Origin of the sequence: Shewanella sp. SM101, from assembly GCF_025654465.1 — a bacterium.
GTDB classification, from domain to species: domain Bacteria; phylum Pseudomonadota; class Gammaproteobacteria; order Enterobacterales; family Shewanellaceae; genus Shewanella; species Shewanella oncorhynchi.
Map to the genome: position 1 here is coordinate 45,723 of NZ_JAKKRH010000003.1, position 25,649 is coordinate 71,371.

18 protein-coding genes and 1 riboswitch are annotated in these 25,649 nt (G+C 47.4%); of the genes, 7 read left to right on the top strand and 11 right to left on the bottom strand.

Going from position 1 to position 25,649, the window contains the following annotated elements; all coding sequences use genetic code 11:
* Positions 1-65 precede the first annotated feature (65 nt).
* Positions 66-240, bottom strand: a riboswitch (Lysine riboswitch).
* Between the two features lie 100 nt (positions 241-340).
* Entirely contained in the window at positions 341-775 is a 435-nt protein-coding gene (locus L5M38_RS02290; RefSeq protein ID WP_131525181.1) for a DUF3293 domain-containing protein, read from the bottom strand.
* 588 nt (positions 776-1,363) lie between these two features.
* Between L5M38_RS02290 and arcA the strand changes: the two genes are divergently transcribed.
* Positions 1,364-2,080, top strand: a complete 717-nt coding sequence (gene arcA, locus L5M38_RS02295) for a two-component system response regulator ArcA (RefSeq protein WP_006080127.1) — start codon at positions 1,364-1,366, stop codon at positions 2,078-2,080.
* An 89-nt stretch (positions 2,081-2,169) separates the two neighbouring features.
* On the opposite strand, the gene L5M38_RS02300 is transcribed toward arcA, so the two are convergent.
* Complete coding sequence (locus L5M38_RS02300; RefSeq protein WP_263167813.1) at positions 2,170-4,482, bottom strand: S9 family peptidase; 2,313 nt, start codon at positions 4,480-4,482, stop codon at positions 2,170-2,172.
* A gap of 266 nt (positions 4,483-4,748) precedes the next feature.
* Between L5M38_RS02300 and L5M38_RS02305 the strand changes: the two genes are divergently transcribed.
* Positions 4,749-5,741, top strand: coding sequence for a class 1 fructose-bisphosphatase (locus L5M38_RS02305; RefSeq protein ID WP_263167815.1), 993 nt, complete (start codon positions 4,749-4,751; stop codon positions 5,739-5,741).
* 419 nt (positions 5,742-6,160) lie between these two features.
* On the opposite strand, the gene L5M38_RS02310 is transcribed toward L5M38_RS02305, so the two are convergent.
* Positions 6,161-6,508 (bottom strand): BON domain-containing protein, encoded by a 348-nt coding sequence (locus L5M38_RS02310; RefSeq protein WP_105250242.1) that lies wholly within the window; start codon positions 6,506-6,508, stop codon positions 6,161-6,163.
* 229 nt (positions 6,509-6,737) lie between these two features.
* Entirely contained in the window at positions 6,738-7,307 is a 570-nt protein-coding gene (locus tag L5M38_RS02315) for a DUF7010 family protein (RefSeq protein ID WP_263178207.1), read from the bottom strand.
* 397 nt (positions 7,308-7,704) lie between these two features.
* On the opposite strand from L5M38_RS02315, the gene L5M38_RS02320 reads away from it, so the two are divergent.
* Entirely contained in the window at positions 7,705-8,199 is a 495-nt protein-coding gene (locus L5M38_RS02320; RefSeq protein WP_263167819.1) for a TIGR00645 family protein, read from the top strand.
* A gap of 451 nt (positions 8,200-8,650) precedes the next feature.
* Entirely contained in the window at positions 8,651-9,121 is a 471-nt protein-coding gene (locus L5M38_RS02325) for a hypothetical protein (RefSeq protein WP_263167820.1), read from the top strand.
* Positions 9,122-9,203: 82 nt separating this feature from the next.
* Here the strand turns inward: L5M38_RS02325 and L5M38_RS02330 are convergent, their stop codons facing one another.
* The 7 genes from L5M38_RS02330 to L5M38_RS02360 all read right to left on the bottom strand — a co-directional run bounded on the left by L5M38_RS02330 (position 9,204) and on the right by L5M38_RS02360 (position 20,292).
* On the bottom strand, positions 9,204-10,448 hold the full coding sequence (locus tag L5M38_RS02330; protein WP_263178208.1) for a dicarboxylate/amino acid:cation symporter: 1,245 nt from the start codon (positions 10,446-10,448) through the stop codon (positions 9,204-9,206).
* Positions 10,449-10,848: 400 nt separating this feature from the next.
* On the bottom strand, positions 10,849-11,721 hold the full coding sequence (locus tag L5M38_RS02335; protein WP_263178209.1) for a Wadjet anti-phage system protein JetD domain-containing protein: 873 nt from the start codon (positions 11,719-11,721) through the stop codon (positions 10,849-10,851).
* Positions 11,709-12,929: a phosphoenolpyruvate carboxylase gene (locus L5M38_RS02340; protein WP_263178210.1), complete on the bottom strand. Its 1,221-nt coding sequence runs from the start codon at positions 12,927-12,929 to the stop codon at positions 11,709-11,711. The genes L5M38_RS02335 and L5M38_RS02340 overlap by 13 nt, the downstream gene beginning before the upstream one ends.
* Before the next feature lie 48 nt (positions 12,930-12,977).
* Entirely contained in the window at positions 12,978-13,631 is a 654-nt protein-coding gene (locus L5M38_RS02345) for a hypothetical protein (protein ID WP_263178211.1), read from the bottom strand.
* On the bottom strand, positions 13,631-17,305 hold the full coding sequence (locus tag L5M38_RS02350) for an ATP-binding protein (protein WP_263178212.1): 3,675 nt from the start codon (positions 17,303-17,305) through the stop codon (positions 13,631-13,633). The genes L5M38_RS02345 and L5M38_RS02350 overlap by 1 nt, the downstream gene beginning before the upstream one ends.
* 358 nt (positions 17,306-17,663) lie before the next feature.
* Positions 17,664-18,275 carry a response regulator transcription factor gene (locus L5M38_RS02355; protein WP_212599661.1) on the bottom strand — a complete coding sequence of 204 codons (612 nt, stop codon included), beginning with the start codon at positions 18,273-18,275 and terminating at the stop codon, positions 17,664-17,666.
* A complete protein-coding gene (locus L5M38_RS02360; protein ID WP_263178213.1) occupies positions 18,241-20,292 on the bottom strand; it encodes a sensor histidine kinase in 2,052 nt (683 codons plus the stop codon). The genes L5M38_RS02355 and L5M38_RS02360 overlap by 35 nt, the downstream gene beginning before the upstream one ends.
* A 281-nt stretch (positions 20,293-20,573) precedes the next feature.
* On the opposite strand from L5M38_RS02360, the gene dsrO reads away from it, so the two are divergent.
* The 3 genes from dsrO to L5M38_RS02375 are packed head-to-tail and all read left to right on the top strand — an operon-like array spanning position 20,574 to position 25,571.
* Positions 20,574-21,356: a sulfate reduction electron transfer complex DsrMKJOP subunit DsrO gene (gene dsrO / locus L5M38_RS02365; RefSeq protein ID WP_263145559.1), complete on the top strand. Its 783-nt coding sequence runs from the start codon at positions 20,574-20,576 to the stop codon at positions 21,354-21,356.
* A complete protein-coding gene (gene nrfD / locus L5M38_RS02370; protein ID WP_263178214.1) occupies positions 21,346-22,428 on the top strand; it encodes an NrfD/PsrC family molybdoenzyme membrane anchor subunit in 1,083 nt (360 codons plus the stop codon). Before dsrO ends, nrfD begins: the two co-directional genes overlap by 11 nt.
* Positions 22,429-22,463: 35 nt before the next feature.
* Complete coding sequence (locus L5M38_RS02375; protein WP_263178215.1) at positions 22,464-25,571, top strand: tetrathionate reductase subunit A; 3,108 nt, start codon at positions 22,464-22,466, stop codon at positions 25,569-25,571.
* Positions 25,572-25,649 lie beyond the last annotated feature (78 nt).

Sequence of the window (25,649 nt, forward strand, 5' to 3'; positions counted from 1 at the left end):
CTGACTTCGTTCGAAGAGCCTGGTGCTCAATGATAACGCACCCCAAAAGAAGGGAAACAGCAATCGTCACCAGAAGCTCTCCACCAATTACAGGTGACAATCGTCAGGATTCAGCCTGAGCGACCGACATAAACATGCAGCAACCATATCTATGCCTCGGCGTTAATCTCCCTCATCAGTCATCGCTGGAGTTTGTGCTCCTCTGACCGACTACCTAGTTAACGCTCCTCTTCTGTTCCTTTCCTAGGAAAGGGACGAAAAAAGTAGCAATAAACCCCTAATGAAGTCAATGCTAATTTCATAACAAATGAACAATTTAAATAAAATCTTTTGAAAACAACTAAATGTTCAAATCGGGTAGCTCGTATACCAGCTGCACATAATCTCTAAATTTGCCTAAACACACTTCATCATGTCCATCCAAGATGCAAGGCACTAAGCTCACATCCCCTTGTTCGACAACATAAATCGCATATTGATTAAATTTCTTACCCAATTGCAATGCCATCGTTCTATCGATAAACACGGCCCAACTTTTTTCCATGTGGGATAAATCCGGTGCTGCGCCCACTAAAGCACGATAAGGGCTACCGAGTAATTCAATTTCACGGAGAAGTTGGCGATCGAGTAAACGGTTTTGGCTAGGAGAGAGAAGCTTTGAAGCGGGATTATGAGCGGTAATAACAGCAAAGGAAAAATCACAGGATAATGCTTGAGTCAGCAAAAACAACGGCGCTTGGTAACATTGCCACAAATTTTGAGTCGTATTGTCCATTGGTAGTCTAGTCGAAAAATGAACCCAAGTTAGTGTAGCAGAGTGATTGTAAAATCCAAAGAGGCGTGAACTGGCTCACAGGAATAAGAAATACATTAGTTATACTAATCAATAGCTAAAGTAAATATCATGGTAAAAACCCCTGCTCACCTAAAATTTGTTAACATTTCATTTGTTAACAAATGACTAAAACGAGTACAATGTACGTACTGGTGAGTTGAAACAGATTGAGCAAGATGCTTATCGTTCAATACAGTTTGTTACATATATCGCTTAAAGTAACGTGAACTGACCGGGCATCTGTTTAAAATCTGTTCTACATTTGATTTGTCTTTTAAACATTTAAAAAAAACAATAGTTAAGGAACTTATTCTAACTATTGCTTATCGAAGTTGGTACTGATTACGTTTTCTCGTATTACACTTAAACGTGCACTTAATCTACATCCAGATATAGATGTCACCGTAAAGATTTTCCTTTTGAGCACAAAGCAGTTCAAGGAAGTATCAACGCTTTTATGAATATAAGAGCCCGAAGTAAGTTGCTCTTATTGGTTAGTATAAACTGATTAAAATTTAGGTAAATAATATGCAAAATCCGCACATTCTGATCGTTGAAGATGAAGCCGTTACCCGTAACACGCTGAGAAGTATTTTCGAGGCAGAAGGGTATGTGGTAACTGAGGCCAATGATGGCGCAGAAATGCATAAGGCTATGCAGGAAAACAAAATTAACTTGGTCGTTATGGACATTAACTTGCCAGGTAAGAATGGTCTATTGTTGGCACGTGAACTACGTGAAATCAACAACATCGGTCTTATCTTCCTGACAGGTCGTGACAACGAAGTCGACAAAATTCTTGGACTTGAAATTGGCGCGGACGATTATATTACCAAGCCGTTCAACCCTCGTGAATTAACGATTCGTGCTCGTAACCTTCTGACTCGTGTCAACAGCGCTGGCGCTGAAGTCGAAGAAAAGAGCTCAGTAGAATACTACCGCTTCAATGATTGGAGCTTAGAGATCAACAGCCGTTCATTAGTGAGCCCACAGGGTGAATCTTACAAACTGCCACGTAGCGAGTTCCGCGCTATGCTGCACTTTGTTGAAAACCCAGGCAAAATTTTGACTCGTGCCGATCTACTGATGAAAATGACCGGCCGTGAACTTAAGCCACACGATCGTACTGTAGACGTGACTATCCGTCGTATCCGTAAGCATTTCGAAAGCTTGCCAGATACGCCAGAAATCATCGCGACTATTCACGGTGAAGGCTATCGTTTTTGCGGTAACTTAGAAGGCTAATCACCCGCTAAGCGACATCCGCATTAATTGGTTTGATAAGAATCGATTCACAAAAAACCAGATCCTAGGATCTGGTTTTTTTATGCCTACTATTTGGCGTTTTTCAACTGCCTATCTAGGAAATCGGCCAGTGAGCGATATAAGTGATTACGCACTTTCTCGCCACGCATCGAATGTTTAGATCCAGGATAATCGATCATCTGGAATAATTTCCCTTCATCCTGCAGCGCCTTATAAACCCGAGTGCTGTTTTCAAACAAGACGTTATCATCGGCCATACCGTGATACATCAACAGACCCGATTGATAGTTTTTCACATAGGGAAACACGCTGCTGGCTTCATAACCCTTTTCATTCCCCTCAGGATGGGCTAAGTAACGCTCAGTATAATGGGTGTCATATAAGCGCCAGTCGGTTACAGGCGCGCCCGAAATCGCGGCTTTAAAGTAATCTGGCGCCTTAAATAGACTCATCAAGGCCATGTAACCACCGTAGCTGTGGCCGTAAATTGCTACATTATCGGCATCGACAAATGGCAGACTCCGTAAATAGTCCACTCCCACTTTTTGATCCTTGACTTCAGCTTCACCCAAGTGACGGTAAATCACTTGCTCAAACTTTGTGCCCCTGTGGGCGCTGCCGCGGTTATCCAACTGGAACACCACATAGCCTTGTTGAACAAGATACTGGGTAAAGTAGTCCTGCTCGCTCCAACTGTTGGTCACTAACTGTGCGTGCGGCCCACCGTAAACCCGTACAACGACAGGGTATTTCTTGCTCGCATCAAACGGCACAGGTTTGAATAAACGGGTTTGCAACACTTGGCCATCTTCGGCTTTCAGTTCACCAAATTCAGGGAGTTGCCACAGACCCGCATAGTCATATAAAGGATGGCCTTGCTTGACTTCATTTTGCTCAACCCAAGCCAGTTGTTGGCCCTTCTCACCGTGTAAACTGATCTGCGGTGGCTGAGATAAGCTATTGAAATAATCCAGATACACACTTTGATTGTCGGCAAACACAGGATCGTGCATGCCCGCTTGCTTGCTTACCCGCTCAACCTTGCCACCCGCTAAAGGCACGCGATAAAGTTGTTTCTCGATTGGCGTATCTTTGCGGCCAGTGAAATATACCCAACCAGCGGTTTCATCTATGTATTCCAACGCATCGACAGCCCACTCGCCCTGAGTCAATTGGGTTTTAAGTTTGCCTTTTAAGTCAAAAAGATACAGATGATTAAAACCATCTCGCTCAGATGCCCAAATAAAGGCCGACTGCTGCTTTAAGAAGTGCAGATCGTTATTAAGGTTTACCCAAGCATCGCTGCGTTCTTTCACTAAGGTTTTTGGTTTAGTCAGTGAATCTAACGCCACCAGTTGCAAATCTAGCTTATGTTGATCGCGACTCTGCCACTGGAACGACAAATGTTTGCTATCGGGCAGCCAATCGACCCGCGGCAGGTAAATATCTTTGCTATTGTCTTCGCTGTTCTCTTCGCGCAGCTTCACCCAATTGATAGCCTTATCTTTTAACGTGACCACACCGAGGGCGATATCGACGTTGTTTTTGCCGGCATAGGGATAGCGCTGCTCAGTAAGTTTAATACCGTCAGCATAGATTTCGTTACGGGTTACTTGCTCGACACCGGACTCATCAATACGGGTGAAGGCGATAGCCGATTCATCGGGCGCCCACCAATAACCTGTCATGCGATCCATTTCCTCCTGAGCGACAAACTCGGCCATGGCATTTTTAATCGCCCCGCCGCCATCGGTCGTCATAGCTTGGAGTTTTTTGGTCGCCAGATCTAACACATACAGATTTTGATCCCGCACGAAAGACACAAAATTGCCCTTGGGCGATAGGCGCGCATCTGTGGCAAACCCTTCGCCAATGGGAAGTTGGCTGACACTGTTATCCACTAATGAAAAATAATACAGATTACCAGCAGCCGGAATTAATAGCGCTTGGCTATCATCGGCCCAGAAGTACTCCATAATGCCTTCGCCATAAATACGTTGGCGCTCGCGGCGGGCTTTTTCTTCATCGGATAATTCATTGCTTGCCAACTTATCGGCATTGAGCAATAGGCTAGATTTACCCGTCTTTACATCCATCTGCCAGAGATCATAAAAGTTTTGATTGTCTTTACGGCCCGCAAGATAAGTGACACGCTGACCATCGGGTGACAGTTTCAAACCACGAGGACTGGTGCCCGCTAATGCGGGCGAGGCATTCATTCGCTCAATCGTCAGTGGCAGTTTGCCGCCTTCCATTGCAAAAGCTGGGGTAATTGAAAACATAGCTGTCGAAATCATGGCCATTTGGCTCGCTATCAGTAGGGGAACGGCGCGCACCTTAAGTGAGCACGCAGGGAACCAAGTTAACCTATTTTTAATCATTATTATTCCTTGGGAGCATAATCGCCTAAGATGTCAGCGATTAAAAACAAGCCGACATTGTGCCAGAGGCAAACCCTAAATAGAAATAGCATGCAATATGCCGATACAAATTAGGCCCTTGCGCCAAGCTCAATCCAAATAATCCCTAAAAGCCTTAATATTCGCTAAAAGCATCAGCAACATCGCTGAAATTGTCGACTAACTGAGTTATCATTCGCGGCAAATAACGAAATTGACCTCATTGTTGAACCTCTAAAGGACATAACATGCAGACTCTGGCCCAGCACCTGACCTCACAGGCAGTGAACGACTCCCTCTCTCACTTGATTTTAACCTTAGCCGACACCTCAAAAGCCATTAGCCATGCCGTTCGCCACGGTGCACTTGCGGGCGTGTTAGGCGCGACTGAGCAAGAAAACGTCCAAGGTGAAACCCAGAAAAAACTGGATATCATCACCAACGATATGCTTAAAGATGCTTTAAAAGCTGACGGTACAGTGCGCGGTTTAGCGTCGGAAGAAGAAGATCATGTGGTTGAAGTCAGTCAAAATGGTCAATATCTGGTGTGTTTCGATCCACTAGATGGCTCATCTAATATCGATATCAACTCATTAGTCGGCACCATTTTCTCCGTCCTGCCCGCGCCTGCTGGCGAGCTGACTGAAACCAGCTTTTTACAATCTGGCCGCGCCCAATTAGCCGCAGGTTATGTACTTTATGGCCCATCAACCATGCTGGCATTAACCACGGGCCAAGGCGTGCAACTCTTTACTTTGCACCCAGAAACCAATGAGTTTTTACTGACTAACGCCGCCATGAGCATTAACCCAGATACCCAAGAGTTTGCCATTAACATGTCGAACCAGCGTTTTTGGGAAGCGCCAATGCAGACCTATATTGCCGATTTACTGCTCGGTAAAATTGGCCCACGCGAAAAATCATTCAACATGCGCTGGATTGCGGCCATGGTCGGCGATGTACACCGCGTGCTATCTCGCGGTGGTATTTTCACCTACCCAACCGACAATAAAGATCCTAAAAAACCGTACAAACTGCGCTTGATGTACGAAGCCAACCCAATGGCCTTCTTAGTCGAACAAGCTGGCGGTAAGGCTTCTACCGGTTATGAAACCATTTTGGATATTCAACCAACTCAAATTCACCAACGTGTTGCCGTCATCCTAGGCAGCAGCAACGAAGTCGACGCTTGCCTGAGCTACCACGGTATTGATTACAGCGAAGAACCAAGTCTGGACTAAGCAGAATCGCTTAGATTCTGATTTTTAGGATAAAAGCCACTGACCACAGTGGCTTTTTTGTTATTTATACGGCCTTGCGGCCGAGAAGGTTGTGGGGTGAAGCCCCACGACCTTGATTCACCTCGGCCGTAAGGCCACAAAGCCAAAAGCTACGTAGCAAGTGCGAAATGTGGCGCAAAGAAAGTCACGACGGGTACAAACTCCAAAGCACAAATCAGCCACAGCAGCCGCAAGGCCAGCGTGAGTGACCATAGCTGGACTCACACATTTATAAATCAAGAAGGCCAACGCCCCGCAGCATGGTTGGCGGGGATTGGTATTTTGTGGCATAAGCGGTGAATTAAAGCCAGATAAGAGCTGCCGCTCCTGTTTGTCGTCTGTCAATTGAATACATCAAACAGGCGGCTTTACTGACATTGCTATTTTACTTCCAACCGATTATTTACCGAGTGCACACCAGAGGTTGCAGCCGTCACCCGTTCAGCTTGGTCTTTCTGAGCTTGGCTATTTACATTGCCGGAAATGGTGACATCGCCCTTGCGGGTTTCTATCTGAATATCTAAATTTTGTAGCTGCTGATCAGCGATCAACGCAGTATTAACTGCTGTGGCAATTTTAATATCATCACCAGTACCATCCTCGGTTGTTACAGTTAAGTCTGGTGTACCTGTTTGGGTATTCACATTGCCACTATCACAACCGTTAAGCAGCAAACTACCAACGAGTACAACACCAGCGGTAACGAACGTAAGTTTCATGGTTTGCATTATAAGCTCCTTCACACTGCAAAAAGTGCAGGGTAATAACCATAATGCAATAACACCAGTTTGAGCTCTGTGCGCTGGCAGACATACAAATCGATCTAGTGGCATTTAGGGGCGAGATCACCTTGTTAGACTCTTGATTAAGCGTCAGGTGTGAAGCCCCACGACTTTGATTCACCTCGGCCATTAGGCCGCAAAGCCAAAATCTACACAATAACCCAAAAATAACCCACTAATTGCTAGCACACAGATTTTGCTGAATCTTCCAACGGCGCTGCATCACGGGAATTGAAAAACCATAACAAAACACCACGATTAGAGGCTGAATTTGAAAGCTCAGCTCGGGCCAGAGCATGAAAGCTGCCACACAGGCTAAGGTGCGCACTATCGCATGCATTATGGCCACCTTTTGCGCAGCTAAAACACCGTGGACTAACCACATTAAACCTGTTTGCACCGCAAGGGCGAAAGGCAAAGCCAGATAATTTTCCATAAAAAAGGGAATACTGATGCTAAAGGTTAAAAAACTCATCCCCATCGCAGCGAGAAACACCGTCTCAAACCAATTACGCTCAGCGCTTTTCTTAAACGAGATATTCTCGCCCGTCAGCCGCGAAATACCCATGGCAAGGTAGATAATAGAACCAGTACCGATAAAGACAGCCATAACCAACTGCGAAGGAAGTAATACAAAGCTCAATATAAACAGTAAGCTCCACACAATCATGCCGGATAAAGGCATAGCTAAAGCACGTTGTTGACGGTATTCGATTAATTGTTGGTCCAGTGATTTATGTTGCATGATTAAGCCTCCTTGTTTAGATGACTTAAGTATCTGCGTAAAATGTCCATCACGGCAGTGTGAGTTGTCAGCAATCTAGGATGACAAATGTCACTTCCTTCATCAAAGCCCTAAAATGCCAAGAAAAATGATCATCCATGGCTGAATTTACTTGGTATTAGGTTGAAAAAAGCGACGTTCAGACATATCAAAGGCAGTGCAAATTAAACGATGTGGCGCTACTAACACCTAACATAGGGTTTAAATAACCACAGAGGTTACAAAAAAACACAATAACAGCATATAACTCACGCCATTGTGATTGGGTAATAGCGCGCATAAAGTGCATTATGTTACTGTTTTAATCATTAGTGACTCGATTTTTTTACCGCATTTTAGATAAAGGGTTTAATGGATTATGGAACAAATATTTGAAAAATTAATGTATGCATCGCGCTGGATTATGGCGCCAATTTATTTGGGACTCAGCTTTGTTTTATTGGGCTTAGGCATTAAATTCTTCCAAGAGATCTTCCATATTCTGCCGATCATTTTTGAGATGACTGAAGTGGATTTAGTGCTGGTGACCCTGTCCTTGATTGATATCACCCTCGTGGGCGGCCTGATTGTGATGGTGATGTTTTCTGGCTATGAGAATTTCGTCTCGCAGCTGGATGTGGGCGAAGACAGTGAGAAGCTAAGTTGGCTGGGTAAATTAGATTCTGGCTCACTGAAAAACAAAGTGGCGGCGTCGATTGTGGCGATTTCGTCTATTCACCTACTGAAAATCTTTATGGATGTGAAGAATATCGATAACGACAAAATCATGTGGTATCTGTTAATACACATCACCTTTGTATTATCAGCCTTTGCCATGGGCTATCTGGATAAAATGACTCGCACTGGTAAGTAGCAAGTTCAAGCCTTATAAGTGGAGCGATCACGGTGTTAACGCTGTGGATGGTTTTGAGAGCAAAACCTAATCGAAGATAACGTTTTATTCGTTTCTGCTAAATTAAAAAGCCACTCTTTTGAGTGGCTTTTTACAAAGTTAAACCGTAAAGCAAGCTTAATAGGAACATCATTCCCATTATTTAACGCGTGACTGATCCCACACATCCTAACTTTATTTTCACCTTGTTGACTCATTAATCAGTACTTATTTAAATCCTAATACAGCTATTTGTAATATCTATTCTTTCACTTGTTGTGTTAAATATTTGGATATCAGTCATACGGTTTAAATCTATTAAAAATACTTACCCAAAGGTGTCAAAAAAATCTATAATCGCCACCTTTTTGACAAACTCGTCACCAATGCATCTATTTGCAAATAAACATCCCTGTAATCGCAAGGTAGTAAAGTGAAAACACAGTTACTGGCTCTCATGCTCGTCAGCCATATTGGCTACGCCCATGCCAAGGAAGATTTGGCCTCAACTCTAAACGCAGAAGGAATACCACTGAAGAGTCATAACATCGATTTTATCGATAAAAATCTCAAATTAACCTTGGCCTGTTCCGTTGGAGATCTACAACCTAGCATTAATGTCACTATGTCGGAATCCTTTGCATTTTATGGGGATCCTAGCGTACTCATCATTACCAGTGGCGAACAAACTAAACTGAAATTGCATGGCACTGGCTCACTGATGAATTTCAGCAGCGGGAACAAAACTAATTCAGACCTGTGGAAAAGTTTAAGTACGATCCAATCTCCAAACTTACACCTTGAAGCCATTTCCTTCAGATCAAGTAAATACACTAGCTCAAACATAGTCGCCGTAGGCTTTGCCGATGCAGTTGCTAAGCTGAAACAAGATTGTGTCCAATAGGCACCTAGGCCTATATAAGTTCATAAAAAAAGCCACTGTTTTCAGTGGCTTTTGTTTTTATAGAATACGACTTAATGGCACATTAACTCTTCGCCGACTCAAGCTGATGCACTTTCTCGGTTTGATCCACTATGGTCAACACCGCAGTATCACCAACCACGTTACAGGACGTCAGCACCATATCAATAATACGATCCAGCGCTGCCACAATCGCAAAGGCTTCAATCGGTAATCCCATTTGATGGATTAACACACCTATCATCACCATGCCGCCACCGGGAACACCGCCCGCACCAACAGATAATAGGAAGACACTAAATAACAGCGAAGGCAATTGCTCAGTGGTAATGGGCATGCCAAAGGCGTTGGCGACAAAGAAAATCGCAATAGTGATATAAATCGCCACACCGCCCATGTTCATGGTCGCCCCCAGCGGAACGCCAAAACCAGCAACAGCACGATTCACGCCTAACTTGTCCGTTAAAGTACGCATGGTCACGGGAATAGTCGCATTTGAGCTTGCGGTCGAGAGTGAAAACAGCACTTGCTCTTGGGTCTTCTCGCGGAAGGTTTTGGCTGAAATTGGGGTAAATATCCCCACTGCCATAGGATAAACCACAAAAATCCACAGTAGCAGCAGCGCGAGGATCAGCACCATATACTCAACAACACTCATAAACACACTGGCATCTAAGGTCGCGCCAAGTTTAAACATCAAGGCAAATACACCATAGGGCGCAAGACTCATCACCACAGAAATCAATTTCATCATGATTTTATTGGCGGTTTGAAAACCTTGGACAGCACCCGCAACATGCTCCCCAAGGGACTTAATCACACCGCCAAGCAACAAGGCCATAAAGATCACTTGTAGCATATTGCCCGACATAAAAGCCGTCACAGGATTACGTGGGACTATGTCGATCACCAACGCCATCAGGCTTGGCAATTCAGTTGCTGTAATCGCTACGCCATCTGTGCTGCTCATATCTACACCTTTACCGGGTTCGAGTAGCAGCACCACTAATAATGCGGTCGCGATTGCGACGACAGTATTGATGATATAAAAACCGAAGGTCTTACCGCCCAAGCGGCCAAAACTTTTGAGATCTTGCAGCTCACAGACACCACAAACGATGCTCACAAACACGAGTGGCACAACCAGCATCATGATCATATTGACGAACATAGTACCAACGCCACCGGCAAGCTCGACTAAATTACCCGAGAAAAAACCGATATCGTTTAAGAAGTATTGCACTATTGTGCCGAAAATAAGGCCGGCAAACAGACCAATAAAGATCCGCGTCGAAAGTGATTTCATCATGCTTGTGATTTCCCCAGAAAGGTCATTTATTTGTTATTCATCTTCCATGATGAGCACAATTGCCAATCCATTTTTGGCTCAGGCGGGGATAGTGAAACATGCTAGCCGTTAATTCAATGAATAAATTTCATTTTTTCATCTTGAATTAAGTTAACACCATCACAGAAAATAGTAACAAACTGATTTTAAACCATAAAAAATTTATAAGCACAATATTTGAGCACTAACAAAATATATTTAAACCAGTATAAATAAACAAAATAAACACCAAATAACATCAAATTAAACATATAAGAAACAATAGCCAGATAAAACCCAGACTTAATAACTGAATTTAAGTTTTTAACAGGATTTAAAACCAGTTAATTGTTATAAAGCAGAGAGATGAAAGGGATGACAGCTAAATATATGGCACTAACACTAGTTCAAGTCCGCGAGCCAGCAGGTGTTGCTGTTTGATACTAATACGGTGTTGATTTAGCCAAACGGCTAATTTTTGCCAATGCTTTAACTCGGCATTTTGCAAATACTTAGCCTGTTTCGCTTGCTTGTCGAAATCATCAGTAGAATTAATTTGTGCTATTGCCAATAACTCAGCAGGTGCTGTCAGCGCAAGTTGTGGCACAAGGCAATGGGTCACACCCATTAAGGTATGGGCGATTTGTAGCCCTGCGGGATCTAAGTCGGTAAAGGCAATGATCGGTAATTTATCTGCCATCGCTTGCAAAAAATGCCGCACGCCAATCGGGGAATGATGACCGCTACCTCGGTAGATAACCATCACATGGGTTAAATTCTCAGGTAAACACGCTTGATGGATAACATCAAATACATCCAAGTTTTCAATCACCAGGATGGCTGCGACATTGAGTTCATGGCAATGCTTTTGTGCTTCATCCAAAGGAATACGCAGTGATGTGCGAGTTGAAATCCCAGTTGGTGAAGATTCGAAACCCAGATACTTCATCAAAACGTATTCGGCTTCAGGGCGGATCTTAGCGAGCTTTTCATCGTGACTTTTGACGGACATCGACATGCGATCGACATTAAAATCAAGCTGCCTTAAATCAAGCCCCATTAACGCCAACACGCTTTGCCTTAGCAGTTCGAAATCTTTGGGCGCAAAACACAGATACTTTTCAGACTCGTCTAACTCGCCCACTTCTAACTCGCGGTAAATCGCGCGCCAGTTAGCCGTGAGTTTCACTTTTACAGAACGCTTTTGATAAGCGTTCTGTAAAAGCTGTAGTTGTTGCTGGCCTAGGCGAGCCATAACTCAACATCGCGAATAATAAAGTTGCCGCTATAGATGGGATGCGGTTCACCCAATGGCTCAAGCTCAAAATAAGCCTTGTGTTCATCGGGCAGACCTTCGTAGCCGCCAATCACTTGATAAATCCAGCTTTCGGCGTCCCAAGGCAGGGCTTTATCCGCCAGATATTCCAGCGCCGATTGGCGCAGGCCAGACTCAATCACATCGACAAAATATTCGTCCACCGCCTGTTTAAGCGGATTATCGGGCACATCGAAGTCTTCACTTTGGGTGATAGACACGGATACATCATGCTCACGCACCGCCGCAATCACAGGATTGCGGCTGATGGCCTTGATATGGGCGACAATATTCATTAACTCCAGCTCTTGGCTGGCGTTATGTACGTCCACCGATGCGGGGGCGAGCAAGACTTCGGCGCGATTGAATAGACTCGGAATCTCCTTGTGGGACACATGGTCTGCAGGACGATAATCCGGATGCAAATCAGTGTAGAGCAACCAGCCCTTGAGCAAACGGGTACGCCCACGGATTTGTCTGAAGCGTCCTAAGAGTTCGAGTAAACGCCCCTGCACTACGCTCAGTTCCTGGGCACAGTCGCTCATGGTTTCCTGCAAAGTCGTCACTAAGAGCTTGCGCAGTTCACGGATATCGCCAGCGATTTCGCCTAGTTCACTAAACTGGAACATCTCTAAGCCATTAAGCAATTCAGACACTTGGCTTTGGGCTAATTCGTTTTCGCGGATCTTAGCGTTGATCGTACCAACGTAACCGAACTCGTTATTGATCCGGCCCCAGAGCACACGGATCGAATAACGCAGACTGTCGGCGAAACTATAAACATGCTCGCTCAAATCCGACAAGTAGGCCTCGGCGGCGCTGTAATCTGAGCAGTGACGCGCCTCTTTATAATGGTCAGCCAAGGTTTTAATGGTCGCTAAGGCCGAACCCACATTAGAGTCGATTTGGCGATTGCGCTCGTCACTTAAGCCTTCTTCGAGCAAGGCACGCACAGAACGCTTAAGCCTCAGCTCCTGATCTGGCTCTGGCCGCCATAAAATCCCTGCCTGTTTAAGCTTTTCAACCACGCTTGGATCGTGCGCATCCTCGTTAAGAGAGCCCGCCAAATAGGTGTCCATAATGATGTCAGCATGGCGACCTAACTGCTTGAGCAGCTTAACCCCCGCCTGATGTAAGTTACTGCTCATCACGGCCTCCTTGGTCGCAGCTTTTACCTAGGTTTAATCGTGCCAACATTAGATTAAGTCCCGCTGGGTCGCCGTTTCCGCCTGCGCTTCTAGGCTTAAACCTTCGGTTTCATCGATAAAACGAATAACTTCATACAGATAATCCAGCTTGCCCGTGGCGATATAAATTTGCTTCTCCGCATTGGGTCGTACTAAATAGCCGAGTTCGACTAAGCGTTTGAAGACTAATTTGATTTGCGCATCGCTGTTAGTGCTAGTTGAGCCAAATAAACGATATTGGCTGAGTTTGGCTAACTGCTCACGGAACGCTGGCGTGTCTTCGATACGGCTTTGCAGCTCGGTTAAACGCACGGGCGCACCTTCGCTCAGCGGCGCATCTTGGCCACTGGCTTCTTGCACTAATACCAACCATTCCACCAACTGGATCAATGCCTGACAGATATCTTTAAACTGCGATGAAATCACTTTACGTTCGGCATCGCCGAGCTGCAAATAACCGCAGAAGAACACATCACCTTCTGCGGCAGACGCCACGGTACGGTTGATCTGGTTTAAATAGGCTTCGACCCGCTCGCGGGTGCTGCTATTTTTAAGGGCGCGCCAGCCTTCTTCATTGGTGGTGCGGCAAATAAACTCGCCCTTGAGTAACAGCTCAATCAAAGCGCCAGTGCCAACTAATACGGTTTGGGTTGCATCGCTCATTAGATGGCCTCCTTCGACAAACGCTTGTTCAACATGTCTGCTATTGGGTTGACCTTAGGTTTTACCACCTGCAACTTCTTAGTTTGTTTGTTGATAATGTAACGGTTGGCGAACAAGTTCAGCACCTCAGACTCAGGGTTCGGGAAGGCGCCCAGCACACAAATATTGTTGTTTTCGCAGGCGTCGAAAATCTTCTTCACGTTGGTATGGTGCAAAGTGCCCAACTCATCAATTGGCCAGTGAATGGTCACATCGGCGCGTCCACGCAGCAAGCGCGTGAATGCCAACAAGAACTTACACAAAATCAGATACGCCATACCGTGGCTTGAGGATTCGTTAAGTTGTCTATCGGTGCGGATGATCAAGTCGCTGTTACCTTCTTTAAGGCGCAGCTCGATTTCCAGCAACTTAGAGATGCCCCCAGTTAACGCGGCGCGGCCGATAATGTCTAAGGCACGGCGCATGCTGTTGGTGTAATCCTCATCGGGCAAGCCATTAAAACCATCGGCTTTCCAATGCTTAAAGGCTTTTACGAACTGCTCAAGCTCAGGCCAGAACTCTAACTCACTGATGCGCGAGCGAATACGCACAGCCGATTCAGACACGCCATCGAGGAATAACTCTTCGCCCACTTCGCGGGTAATGCGCGCACTTTGGGAGGCAATGCGGCGGTCGATATCGGCTAACACATCGTAGAAGGCGGTTAAATCGACGCCGAAAATCCGTCCTTGCTCACGCAGCGCAGTAATCGATTGCGGCACGATCACGTTCAGCAATTGCTCAAGCTGTGGCACTAACTTACGGTAATCCAGCAGACGAATACCTTTATCGTTGATAAAGCTCGATTCTTCGCGGGCACGCTCCCAGGTTTCGGCAAGGCCCGAACCTGACTTGCTGGCGATCACTGAGTCAAAATGCTCCACATATTGCTTCACTGACCCCATCAGGTAATCGCGTTTTAGCAGCAAATCTTCACCTTGGCGCAGACGCTCGCCTAGGCTGCCTTGGGCTTCTTCGTTATTGGCAGGTAACTTAAGCTCGGCCAATTTGCGCATTACGGCGCGTAACTTCGTTAAGTTTTCAGAAGCTTCAACCTGCGCCGCATCGGACGCTTTACGCTCGGTTTCAAGTTGTTGACGACGGGCCTTAACATCCTGAGTTTTCGCCTTAAGCTGTTGATCGATTTCCGATACCGCGCGCTTCACATCGCTAAGCTGAGTTTGCAGTTTAGGTTTGCGCGCAAGCCAAGTGTGTTGATACCAATCGTCAAAGCGCAGTACGTCGCTACGACGCTGCTCGGCGCGGCTGATTTTGGTTTCTAACTCACGAATTTGTTGCTTGAGTTTGAGGATATTATCCTCATCCACACCGCGGGATTTAAGCTCGTTTTTGTACCAAGTCTCGCAGGCTTTCTGCTCGATTTTGGCGCTTTCGCGGCGTCCTTCAATAGTCGCTTTAATTTGGCCGAGTTGGTTGTCGAGCGCGCCGATGACTTCCTGCCAATAGGCATTCTTTTCCATGCGCGCTTCGAGCGCTTGCTCTTTTTGATCTTCGAGCCAGAGTTCGTGCTGATGTTTAAGTTGTTTTAGCTCACCATCGAGTTGAGTCAGTCTTTGTCCCGCATGGGCTTTGCGCTCGCTCAATGCTTTGTTGATTTTCTCTTGCTCGCTGCGCTTTTCATCAAATAGGCGACGCAGATCGTCACGGCTATTTTTGTACGCTGTGCGGGCAAAGGTCAGTTCACGGCTGAGATTATCTAACTCGCCATTAATGGCCACCAGCTGAGATTCGGCCTCGGCCTGCATTTCTTGGGCACTAGTGTGGGCTTCTTCGGCTTTACTTAACCGAATACGCAGCTCTTGTTCGGAGGCGGCATATTCAGGCACATCGATCGCTTTAAGATCTAAATGCACACCAAAGAAAGCTTCGCTCGATTCAGTCACTAAGCTTGGATGTAAATCAGTGCGATGCAGTAGTTCAGGCGCGATCACTTTACCTAAACTTTGCTCCCAGCCTTGGGATTCTTTACGCAGAAACTCCAATAGGGTGTGGGATTGCGGGAACAGCATATGGTGCAGTTCATCCAGCGCAGTTTGACGCTCGTTCACCCTTAAGGTGGCGATACGCAAGGCTTCGTTGGCTTGGTCACGTTTGGCTCTTAGCTTGCGTTCATCGCTACTTAAGCGTTCAACCTTGGCATTGCAGCTTTCTTGTTCTTCGTCGGCGCGGTGAATACGTTCGTCGAAAATCGCTAGACTTAGCTTTTCTTCTTCGGTGTAAGTCACACCATCGACACGCAATTTAAGCTCGGCGGCAGTGAGTTTGAATTGGTATTCCTGCTCGCTAAAGCTAGCCTTGCCCGCATCCATTTGGTTGCGCCATTGCAGCTCTAGGGCGTCAATATCGGTGCGCGCCACTTCACGTTGTTTATCGCGGGCTTCACGCTGCTTGTCTTGGTCGGCATGCAAACCTTCAAGCTCGCGGTTTAACTGCTCGCCAATCTTACTGCGACGAGCATTGTAGGCCGCCTCAATGTCTTGGTGCTTCTCGGTTTGCAGCTTATGGCGTTCACTTAGGTTTTCAACATCGGTGCGCCAGTTCGGCAGCATCTCAAGATCGGCCTTGGCTTGCTCTATGTTCGCATCTAAAAAGGCAGCATGCTGATCTTCAATGGCATCGAGCTCATACTCGCACTTTGCCACATCGCCCTTAGCTGCCGATAAATCGAGATTGAGCTCATCGCGCTGCTCTTTCCATTCATCATCGAGCAATCTTAGCTTTAAATTCAGTTCTTTAGATAAGGTTTGCTGAATATCTTGACGATCGGCTTCTAAGGTTTCATCGTTGCGATAACCACGGGATAAACTCGATAAACGCAGTTCGGCGCTAAGTAGTTGGTTAAATTCTTGTTCGAGTTTTTCAAACTCAGGACGAATAACTTCAAAGCCTTGGATAAGTTGGCTCTCACGGATCCACGCCTCAACGCGCTGCGGGTTTAAGCGTGAGCTGGGCGGATTAACCCCGTCCTCCTCTAAAATGGCGGCGATCATGGATTTGACCGTCTCCATCTTGCCTTCTTTGGAGTGCACCGCTTTGGCGAGTTTTTCTATGTGGCGCAGCGAATGCTCGCCCTCACACAGGGCAAATTGGCGAGCATAACCGCGTAGTTCACTGCGGTTGCTGCCCGTGCTTAATAGGGTGCGATCGTTTTGAATAATGGCGCGATATTCACGGGTATTAAGCAAATTAGTGGTGGCGATGCCGGCACGTTTTAAATCACGGCCTAATTCCGCCATGGTGTGGCACAGAATAGTGTCGCCATTTTGCGATTTAATATAATCGCTTAGCTCAAAACCTTTGGCGATAAAGCGATAGTTAACGCCCTTACCATCGCCCGCCGAGGCCAACACGGCTTGATACAGTAAGCCATCGGCCTTTTGATATTCGTAAATGATGTAGCTTGAATCGTGTGGCAAATACCAACGCTCGAAACTGTCGCGGGTCGAAGGCACCACTCGGCTTGGGTATTCGCCATAAAAAACAGGGACTAGACGTTGTAATGTCGTTTTACCCGAGGCGTTAGTACCACAAATGTTGGTATGACCATTGAGGGCGAGTTCCACCACGCCCGGAAGGTGCGTATCAATCAGCACAATACGAATCAAGCTTGCCATTTCATTCCTTATGCAAAAAGGAGAGTCTTATCTAAGCTGCAGAAGCTTCTACACAAATAAGAGAAAACAATCCAAGAGGGCCACTGACGTTAAAATCGTCACTGTAAATAAACACTTTAAAAAAGTGATGTTAAAAATCGTGGCCTAAAAATAGTGCCCCTAAAATAAGGCAATCACAGTGTATTGGCAATTAAGCGGCGATGCACTAATGCCTTGGCTCACATCTCAGCCCATTACTCAGCAAAAACATAACCCTATAGCTAGGCTCAAATCAAACGGCCAATGATACGACAACTTAGCCAAAATAGGCGGCTAACAAAGCGGCAATTAGCGCGATAAAAGGTAAATTCCAGCGGATTTATTCGAGACGCAGGCGTTCGGCGATCCGGCTGTAGATCAGCATCATTTCCGCCAGCGATCCCACTTGCATGCCTTTCATCAAATTGGCACGGTGGATCTCAACCGTGCGCATGGCAATACAGAGACTATCGGCGATCTCTTGGTTCTTCAGTCCTTGGGCAATCAGGTTGAGTATTTCCCGCTCCCTTGGCGTGAGCGCTTGATAAGTCTCAAGATACTGATTGTCTTGATGATGCGCCTTGGTATGTTCCAACGCTTTGACAACCGCTTCGGCTAACTTAGCGCCATCGGCGGGCTTTTGGAAAAAATCCACCGCACCTAATTTAAGCGCATCTACCGCCATTGGCACATCGCCATGGCCAGTGAGATAAATCACCGCTAGCGGACTATTTTTTGCCACTAATTCAAGGTGCAACTGTGGGCCACTCAAACCCGGCATTCGCACATCGACCAGCGCACAACCCGGTAGTGTTAAGTCTACGGCGGTAAAAAAGGCTTCGGCGCTATCAAAGTCGGTGATCTTAAGGCCATAACTTTCAAGCATAAAACGCAAAGAACGACGCACTGAGTCATCGTCATCGATTAAATACACAGGTAAGGCAAGACTCATTATTGGCTCCATTGGGTTCAGGTTTATGCGGTATAGCCACCTGCGCTTGGCAACCGCCACCCATAGCGCTTTCTAGGCTAAACGTCCCACCATGGCTCTCGGCAATATCACGGCAAATCACTAAGCCTAAACCTAACCCCTCTGATTTAGTGGAATAAAATGCTTGCATCAGCAGACTGGTCTCTTCGGTTAACCCTGTGCCATTATCTGTGACTGTCAGCAAGAGCGTGCATTCTTGATAGCGAAGATCGATATCGATCGTGGGTGTGTATGGCTTTTGCGTGATGCTCTGTTCGGTGCCACTGGATTCAAGCTCTAACCGCTGAACGCAGGCGTCAAAGGCGTTTTTCAGCAAGTTAAGCAACAACTGCTGCATGCCAACTTCATCGAGGGACTGTAAATAGGGTTCACCATTTACATTGACGGCAAGGTTTATCTGATGTTGTTCAAACTCATAGGCGAGCAGTGGCACAGTATCATTGACCAACTCATGCAGATACAAAGGTTGTTTCGACACAGGTCGCTTCTTCAGTAAATTACGTAAGCGACTGATAATATTGTCGGCGCGCGTGACTTCCTGCTGGATCAGCGCCAATACAGATTGCAACTCCTCAGGGCTCGTCCCCCGCTGTAATCGCACTTCGGCGCCATGACAATAATGGCCAATCGCCGCCAAAGGTTGATTGAGTTCATGGGAGAGACTCGCGCCAAGCTCACCCGCGATAGCAATACGTTGGGCATGTTCCAGTAACGCACGGTTTTCATTGAGCTGGCGCTGAGTGTTAATCAACTCACGGCCGCGGCGGCTAAAGCGGTATTCAAGCCAAAAATGATACACATTGAGTAAAACCAAAATCCCCAAAACAAGCCAAGCCCATTGTTGATGTAACTTGATCCACTGCCACGCCCTTTGCCACCATGGTGCCTGCAAAGGATGCATATCGAGATCTTTAAGCAGTTGATCGATCGCAAGCTGACTCACGGCCGTGGTCCAGCCCGCAGAATCAGCAGACTTAGCGGCGAGATGATCTTCAGGCAGCGCCAGCAAAGCTTGAGTCACACTTTTAGCCAGAGACTGGGAGGCGCGATTGGTCTTTGCCATAGACCAGTTGGGATAAAGGTGAGTCGAGACTTGGCAATTAAATCCCGCAGGCGCTTGATTATCGAGCACTCGATAATGGCCGATGTTAATAAGACCTTCCGTCTGCATCTGCTCAAGCTGACACACAGGCACCACAGCCGCATCCAGTCGATTATCTTTCGCCGCATCATCACCACTTTTTTGATCATCTAACTGATAAATCAAGTTATCTAGCGGGAACCCCAGCGGAATAATCTCACCCACAAAGCGAGGCAAATCTATGCCCTTTAGCTGCGCTTCGTACACTAAGGTCAAGTAACCACCAAAGGCATTTTTCGATACGATCCCGAGTCGACGTCCCTTAAGATCACTTAAGGTGTGATAGGGTGAATCGGCGCGCACCACCAGCGCCGAGCCCACTTGCATTGCCGCGCCATTATTTAACGGACTGCGCAGGGTCGCCAACCAAGTAAGGGAATATTGCCGCGCCAACAACACGGATTGCCCTGGGTTAGTGATCACAAAATCGAGCCCTTGGGTTTCAACACCCTTGGCTAACTCATCGAGGGTAAGAGGGTGTAACCTAAAGTAACTGTTGGGAATTTGGGTTTCGAGCCACCCCATCAAAGGTTGCCAGCGGTTGATGGTTGCCTTATAACCGCGGATGGCTAACACGCCAACATCGACCACTTGATAACTGGGCTCTTCGATAGCAACTTGAGCAATAACCTCAGGGTCAGTTAATCCCAAATGCGCACTTTGATTCAGTGGCTCCGCAGCAAACACCTTAACCGAAGCCTGCAAGCATAGGAATAACACTGCGTTCCTTGGCCTTTTCCTCGATATTGCCACGGAATGTGGAGTGCTTAGAATCGATAACGGCCACTTGAGCGATACAGCGAAGCGAAACACAGTTTTCATCATCCTCAATAACATGAAGTGCAATCCTTTATCCCCAGTCACTCACACTAAAATCAAGTCCAACTCAAGCTAAGAAAAGGCCAAACTCAAGTAACAAAAAATAAAACCCTAGCATTTTGAAGGCTATTCTAACGGATATTTGTTGCGCTAGATCAAGTCCACACCCGATATGTGGAAAACCACTATAGTTATGCCGCCTCCCCTTTTACAGAATGCCTGTAAACCTCGCCATAAACCTTAACTCTAGGTCTATGAGCCAGTTTATTCGCCATCTGCAAGTAGTGAAGGAAATCTGTATGGACAAGAGTAAACGTCAGTTTCTCGGCAAAATGGCCAGCGTCAGTGTTGGCGCCGCACTCATCCCTGTCGTGCAAGTGTATGCACAGGATGATAAGCGCAGCCCTCAAATGCACAGTGCCAGCGAAGACCAAGTGGGTAAACGTTACGGTATGGTGATCGATCTACGCCGCTGTGTGGGCTGCCAAGCCTGTACCGTCGCTTGCACTATCGAGAATCAACCGCCCCTCGGGCAATTTCGCACCACAGTGCAGCAGTATGAAGTCTCGCAGCAGGAAGATACCACTCCGCCTGCGTTTTTAATGCTACCAAGACTTTGTAATCACTGCGAAAACCCACCCTGCATCCCAGTTTGTCCTACGGGCGCAACCTTCCAGCGCAAGGACGGCATAGTGGTCGTCAATAATGAATGGTGTGTTGGCTGTGGCTATTGCGTACAAGCCTGCCCCTATGATGCGCGCTTTATCAACCACGACACCAATACCGCCGACAAATGTACCTTCTGCGCCCACAGGTTAGATGCAGGGTTACTGCCCGCCTGTGTCGAAACCTGCGTAGGAGAAGCCCGTGTGATTGGCGATCTAAATAATCCCAACAGCCAGATAAGCCAACTGCTCGCCGCCAACAAAACCGATATCAAGGTGCTCAAACCGACGGCCAACACTGCGCCACGGGTGTTCTACATCGGCATGAGCAGCGCTTTTGAGGACAAGATTAGCGGCCAAGCCCCCGTTAGAACCTTACTTACCGATACTGGCGAGGAGATCCACCATGGTCATTAAAGAAATCTTTACCCCAGATATCGCCATTACTTGGCTACCTTGGGCAGTGCAATACTTTTTTATGATGGGGCTCGCCTACGCCAGCGTATGGGTAGCGACAATACATTTGTTCAGCCAACCCAAACCCGATGACAGATTGCTGAAGCTCTGCGCCTGTTTAATGTTAACAGCAGGCATAGTCGCCCCTATCGCCTTACTCGCCGATTTACACCAACCGCTGCGGGCTTGGCATTTTTATGCGCAAGTTCGCCCTGATTCTTGGATGTGGTATGGCGCCTTTTTACTACCCGTATTCTCGGGCACCAGCGCAGTGTTTGCTTGGCTGCTACTGCGTCAATATCTGCCTAAGCACACCACGAATCAAGACTCAGATTGGGTGAATAAAATAGGCCAATTATTGAGATTCGGTGATTGGAACAGTGACAAATTCATCAAGCCGATCGCACTGTTCACGGCCCTGAGTGCCTGCAGTATCGCCCTCTACACTGGCATGGAAACCATGGCCATTAAGGCGCGGCCACTATGGCATACCTATTGGCTGCCACCTTTGATGGCAATGAGTGCCCTGCTCGCCGCCTGCGGCACTTTGGTGGTACTGAATCGACTATTAAAGGGCTACCAACAGCGCACCCAAGACAGCCTATTACTCTGGGTAAGAGCCAGCTTTGGTCTGTTCGCCCTATGCCTTATCGGCTGGGCGTTATTCGATAAGGGCTCGGCCCCCGAAGCCGCATTATTGCTTGAAACCAGCCCAAGCTGGCAACTTGCTGCGATTTGGGTACTGGTCACACTCGCCGTGCTAGCACTGATGCTCGCCATTCGTCACTTACCCAATATTGCAATGCTAATCGTCAGCCTCACGGCCATTCACCTTGCGTGGGGATTTCGCTGGATAGTGCTAATTCAAGCGCAAACCGATCCTAAATACGGCGCGGGGACTTATCTCTATCAACTGCCTTGGGGACCCGAAGGGCTATTAGGAATAGCCGGTACCTTCGGCCTCTGGTTAGCATTAATGGCGCTGGTCTCCGAACTTATTCGCCACACGCCTGCGGCAAAACTTGCTCGCTGAGCACCCAAATAGTTTACAGAATTAAGGAGTCCATCATGGATAAGAGTAAACGTCGTTTTATCAAAGGGGCCGCTGTAACGGGTGGTGTGGGATTATTTGCTGCGGGTTATAGCCATACATTAGCGCAAATAGGTAAAGGTGTCGTCAATGGTACTTCAGGAAAACCGACCCAAGATCCGCTGCACGGCAATTCCTTAGCACCTGAATACAAAGTCGATTTACAGTCAGGTCAGTTAATCAGCAATGACGATCAACGCATCGCCAATACTATGTGCTTAGGTTGCTGGACCAAATGCGGCGTGCGCGCTCGTATCGATCAAAAAACCGATAAAATCATCCGTATCAGTGGCAATCCTTATCATCCGTTGTCATCGCGGGAACATATCGATTTCGATACACCGATCAAAACCGCCTTTGTTGGGCTTAGCGCCTTTCAAGAACAGGGTCTACAAGGACGTTCCACCGCCTGCGCCCGCGGTAATGCCATGCTAGAACAATTAGATAGCCCACATCGCGTCACCCAATGCCTTAAACGCGTGGGTAAGCGCGGCAGCGGCCAATGGCAGAGCATTAGCTTTGAGCAATTGCTAAATGAAGTCGTCGAAGGCGGTGATTTATTTGGTGAGGGCCAAGTCGAAGGCTTAAGAGCGATTCGAGATATCGCCACGCCACTCGATACCAATAATCCAGAATACGGCCCTAAGGCCAACCAGTTACTGGTCTCAAACGCCTCCGATGAAGGCCGCGATGCCATTATCAAACGCTTCACCTTCAGCAGCTTTGGCACGCGCAACTTTGCCAACCACGGCGCTTACTGTGGATTTACCTACCGTGCTGGAGCGGGCGCTTTATTGGATGATTTGAAAAAATACGCCCACTTAAAACCCGATTGGGACCATAGTGAATTTTTACTCTTTATCGGCACTTCACCGCAGCAATCGGGCAATCCCTTTAAACGCCAAGCAAGACAATTGGCTAACGCGCGGGTGAATAACAGCAATTTCAGTTATGTGGTGGTGTCACCCATGCTACCCAATACCTCGAATCAACCTTGCGCTGGTAACAATACTTGGCTGCCGATCCGCCCCGCCACCGACTCGGCCCTCGCCATGGGCATGTTGCGCTGGATTATCGATAACCAGCGCTACGCCGCCGATTTTTTGAGTGCGCCCAATGTCGATGCCGCAAAAGCATCAGGTTACCGTGGTTTTAGTAACGCAGGATTCTTGATCGTCAGCGAACCTACCCATCCAAGATATGGTCAATATCTCTTTGCCAGCGATCTTGGCTTACCTTTCGACGGTAAAGCCTACGGCGAGCAAGACTCGCAGTTGGTTGTCGATGCCGCGAGTGGCAAGATAGTTTTGGCTAGCCAAAGTCAGAAAGCTAAGCTCGACGTTGACCAAAGCGTCGACACACCTAAGGGGGCGATTGCGGTTAAATCTAGCTTCCAACTGTTAAGTGAAGCGGCGCAGAGCTTCGAGATGGCACACTATGCCAAGGAGTGCGATATCAGCGAGGCGCAAATTATCGCCCTCGCGGATAAATTTACCAGCCATGGCACTAAGGCCGCGGTGATCTCCCACGGCGGCACAATGAGCGCCAATGGTTTTTATAGCGCGTGGGCAATCATGATGCTCAACGCCATGATAGGTAACATCAATTTAAAAGGTGGCGCATTAGCTTCCGGCGGTTCCTTTCCCGCCTTTGGTAAAGGCCCAAGGTATAATCTGCAGGAGTTTGACGGCATGGTCGAGCCTAAGGGCGTATTCCTATCGCGATCTAAATTCCCCTACGAGAAAACCTCAGAGTATCGCCGTAAAGTCGAAGCGGGCGAATCGCCTTATCCTGCAAAGGAGCCTTGGTTTCCGATTTCATCGCCCTTGCTTGGCGAACATTTAACGGCGGCGGTGCACGGTTATCCCTATCGACTCAAAGCATGGATTAACCACATGGGCAATCCGATTTATGGTCAAGCGGGCCTAGGTGAAGCCATTGGTGAACAACTGAAAGATCCCAAAGTGCTGCCACTGTTTATCAGTATCGACAGCTTTATTAACGAAACCTCGGCGCTATCGGATTATATCGTGCCCGACACATTAACTTACGAGTCATGGGGTTGGAGCCCTTCTTGGCATGGGACTCTGACAAAGGAAACGACAGGTCGCTGGCCGATTGTCGAACCAAGGGTCACAAAGATGGCCAGTGGTGATGTGGTGTGCATGGAGTCTTTCTTGAGCCAAGTGGCGATGAAACTGCAACTACCTGGCTTTGGCGAAAATGCCGTTAAGGCCGCCGATGGCAGCTTACATCCGTTAACGCGCGCAGCGGATTACTCACTTTACGGCGCCGCCAACGTGGCCTATTTGGGTAAAGCCGTTGCCGATATTAACGCTGAGGACATGTATCTTAGCGGTGTGAGTCGTATTCAAAGTGAGCTCAACGCCAGACTCAAGCCAGATGAAGTCAAAAAAGTCAGCTACTTATTTGCCCGCGGCGGCCGCTTTGAGAATATGAGCGGTGCACGGGATGAAGTGGGGAATCCAACCAAGGTTTGGCCAAAACCTATGATGCTGTGGAATCCCGAAGTGGGCAGTCGCCGTAACAGTCTCACAGGGGAATTTATGAGTGGTTGTCCGCGCTTATATCAACCCGCCTTGGCCGATGGTACCCCGCTCGATAAGGCGTTTGATAAGTCACAGTGGCCATTGCTGATCAGCAGCTACAAATCCCATACCATGAGTTCTATGAGTATTGGCTCGGATCGTTTACGCCAAGTACACCCTAATAATCCGGTGCGACTGAACGAGAAAACCGCCACTCGCCTTGGGATCAGCACAGGTGACACGGTCAAGATCAGCACGCCCAACGGCAGCGTTATTGCCTTAGTGGAATGTGTTGCCGGAGTGCACCCTGACTGCATCGCTATCGAACACGGTTATGGCCATAAGGAACTCGGCGCGCGGGACGTAGTGATCGACAACCTTAAAATCGCCGCCAATCCGCTGATCCGAGTCGGCATCAATATGAACGACTTGAATCTGTTTGATCCGAGTCGCCACGGCTGCTACCCGCTGGTGGATTGGGCAAGTGGCGCTTCGGCCAGACAAGGGCTGCCAGCTAAGATTGAAAAACTAAGCTAACCGCCGAGCATAGATGACACTTAAGAAGCTGCCCTTTGGCAGCTTTTCTATGGCCTTAATTCAATCTGATTAAGCCTA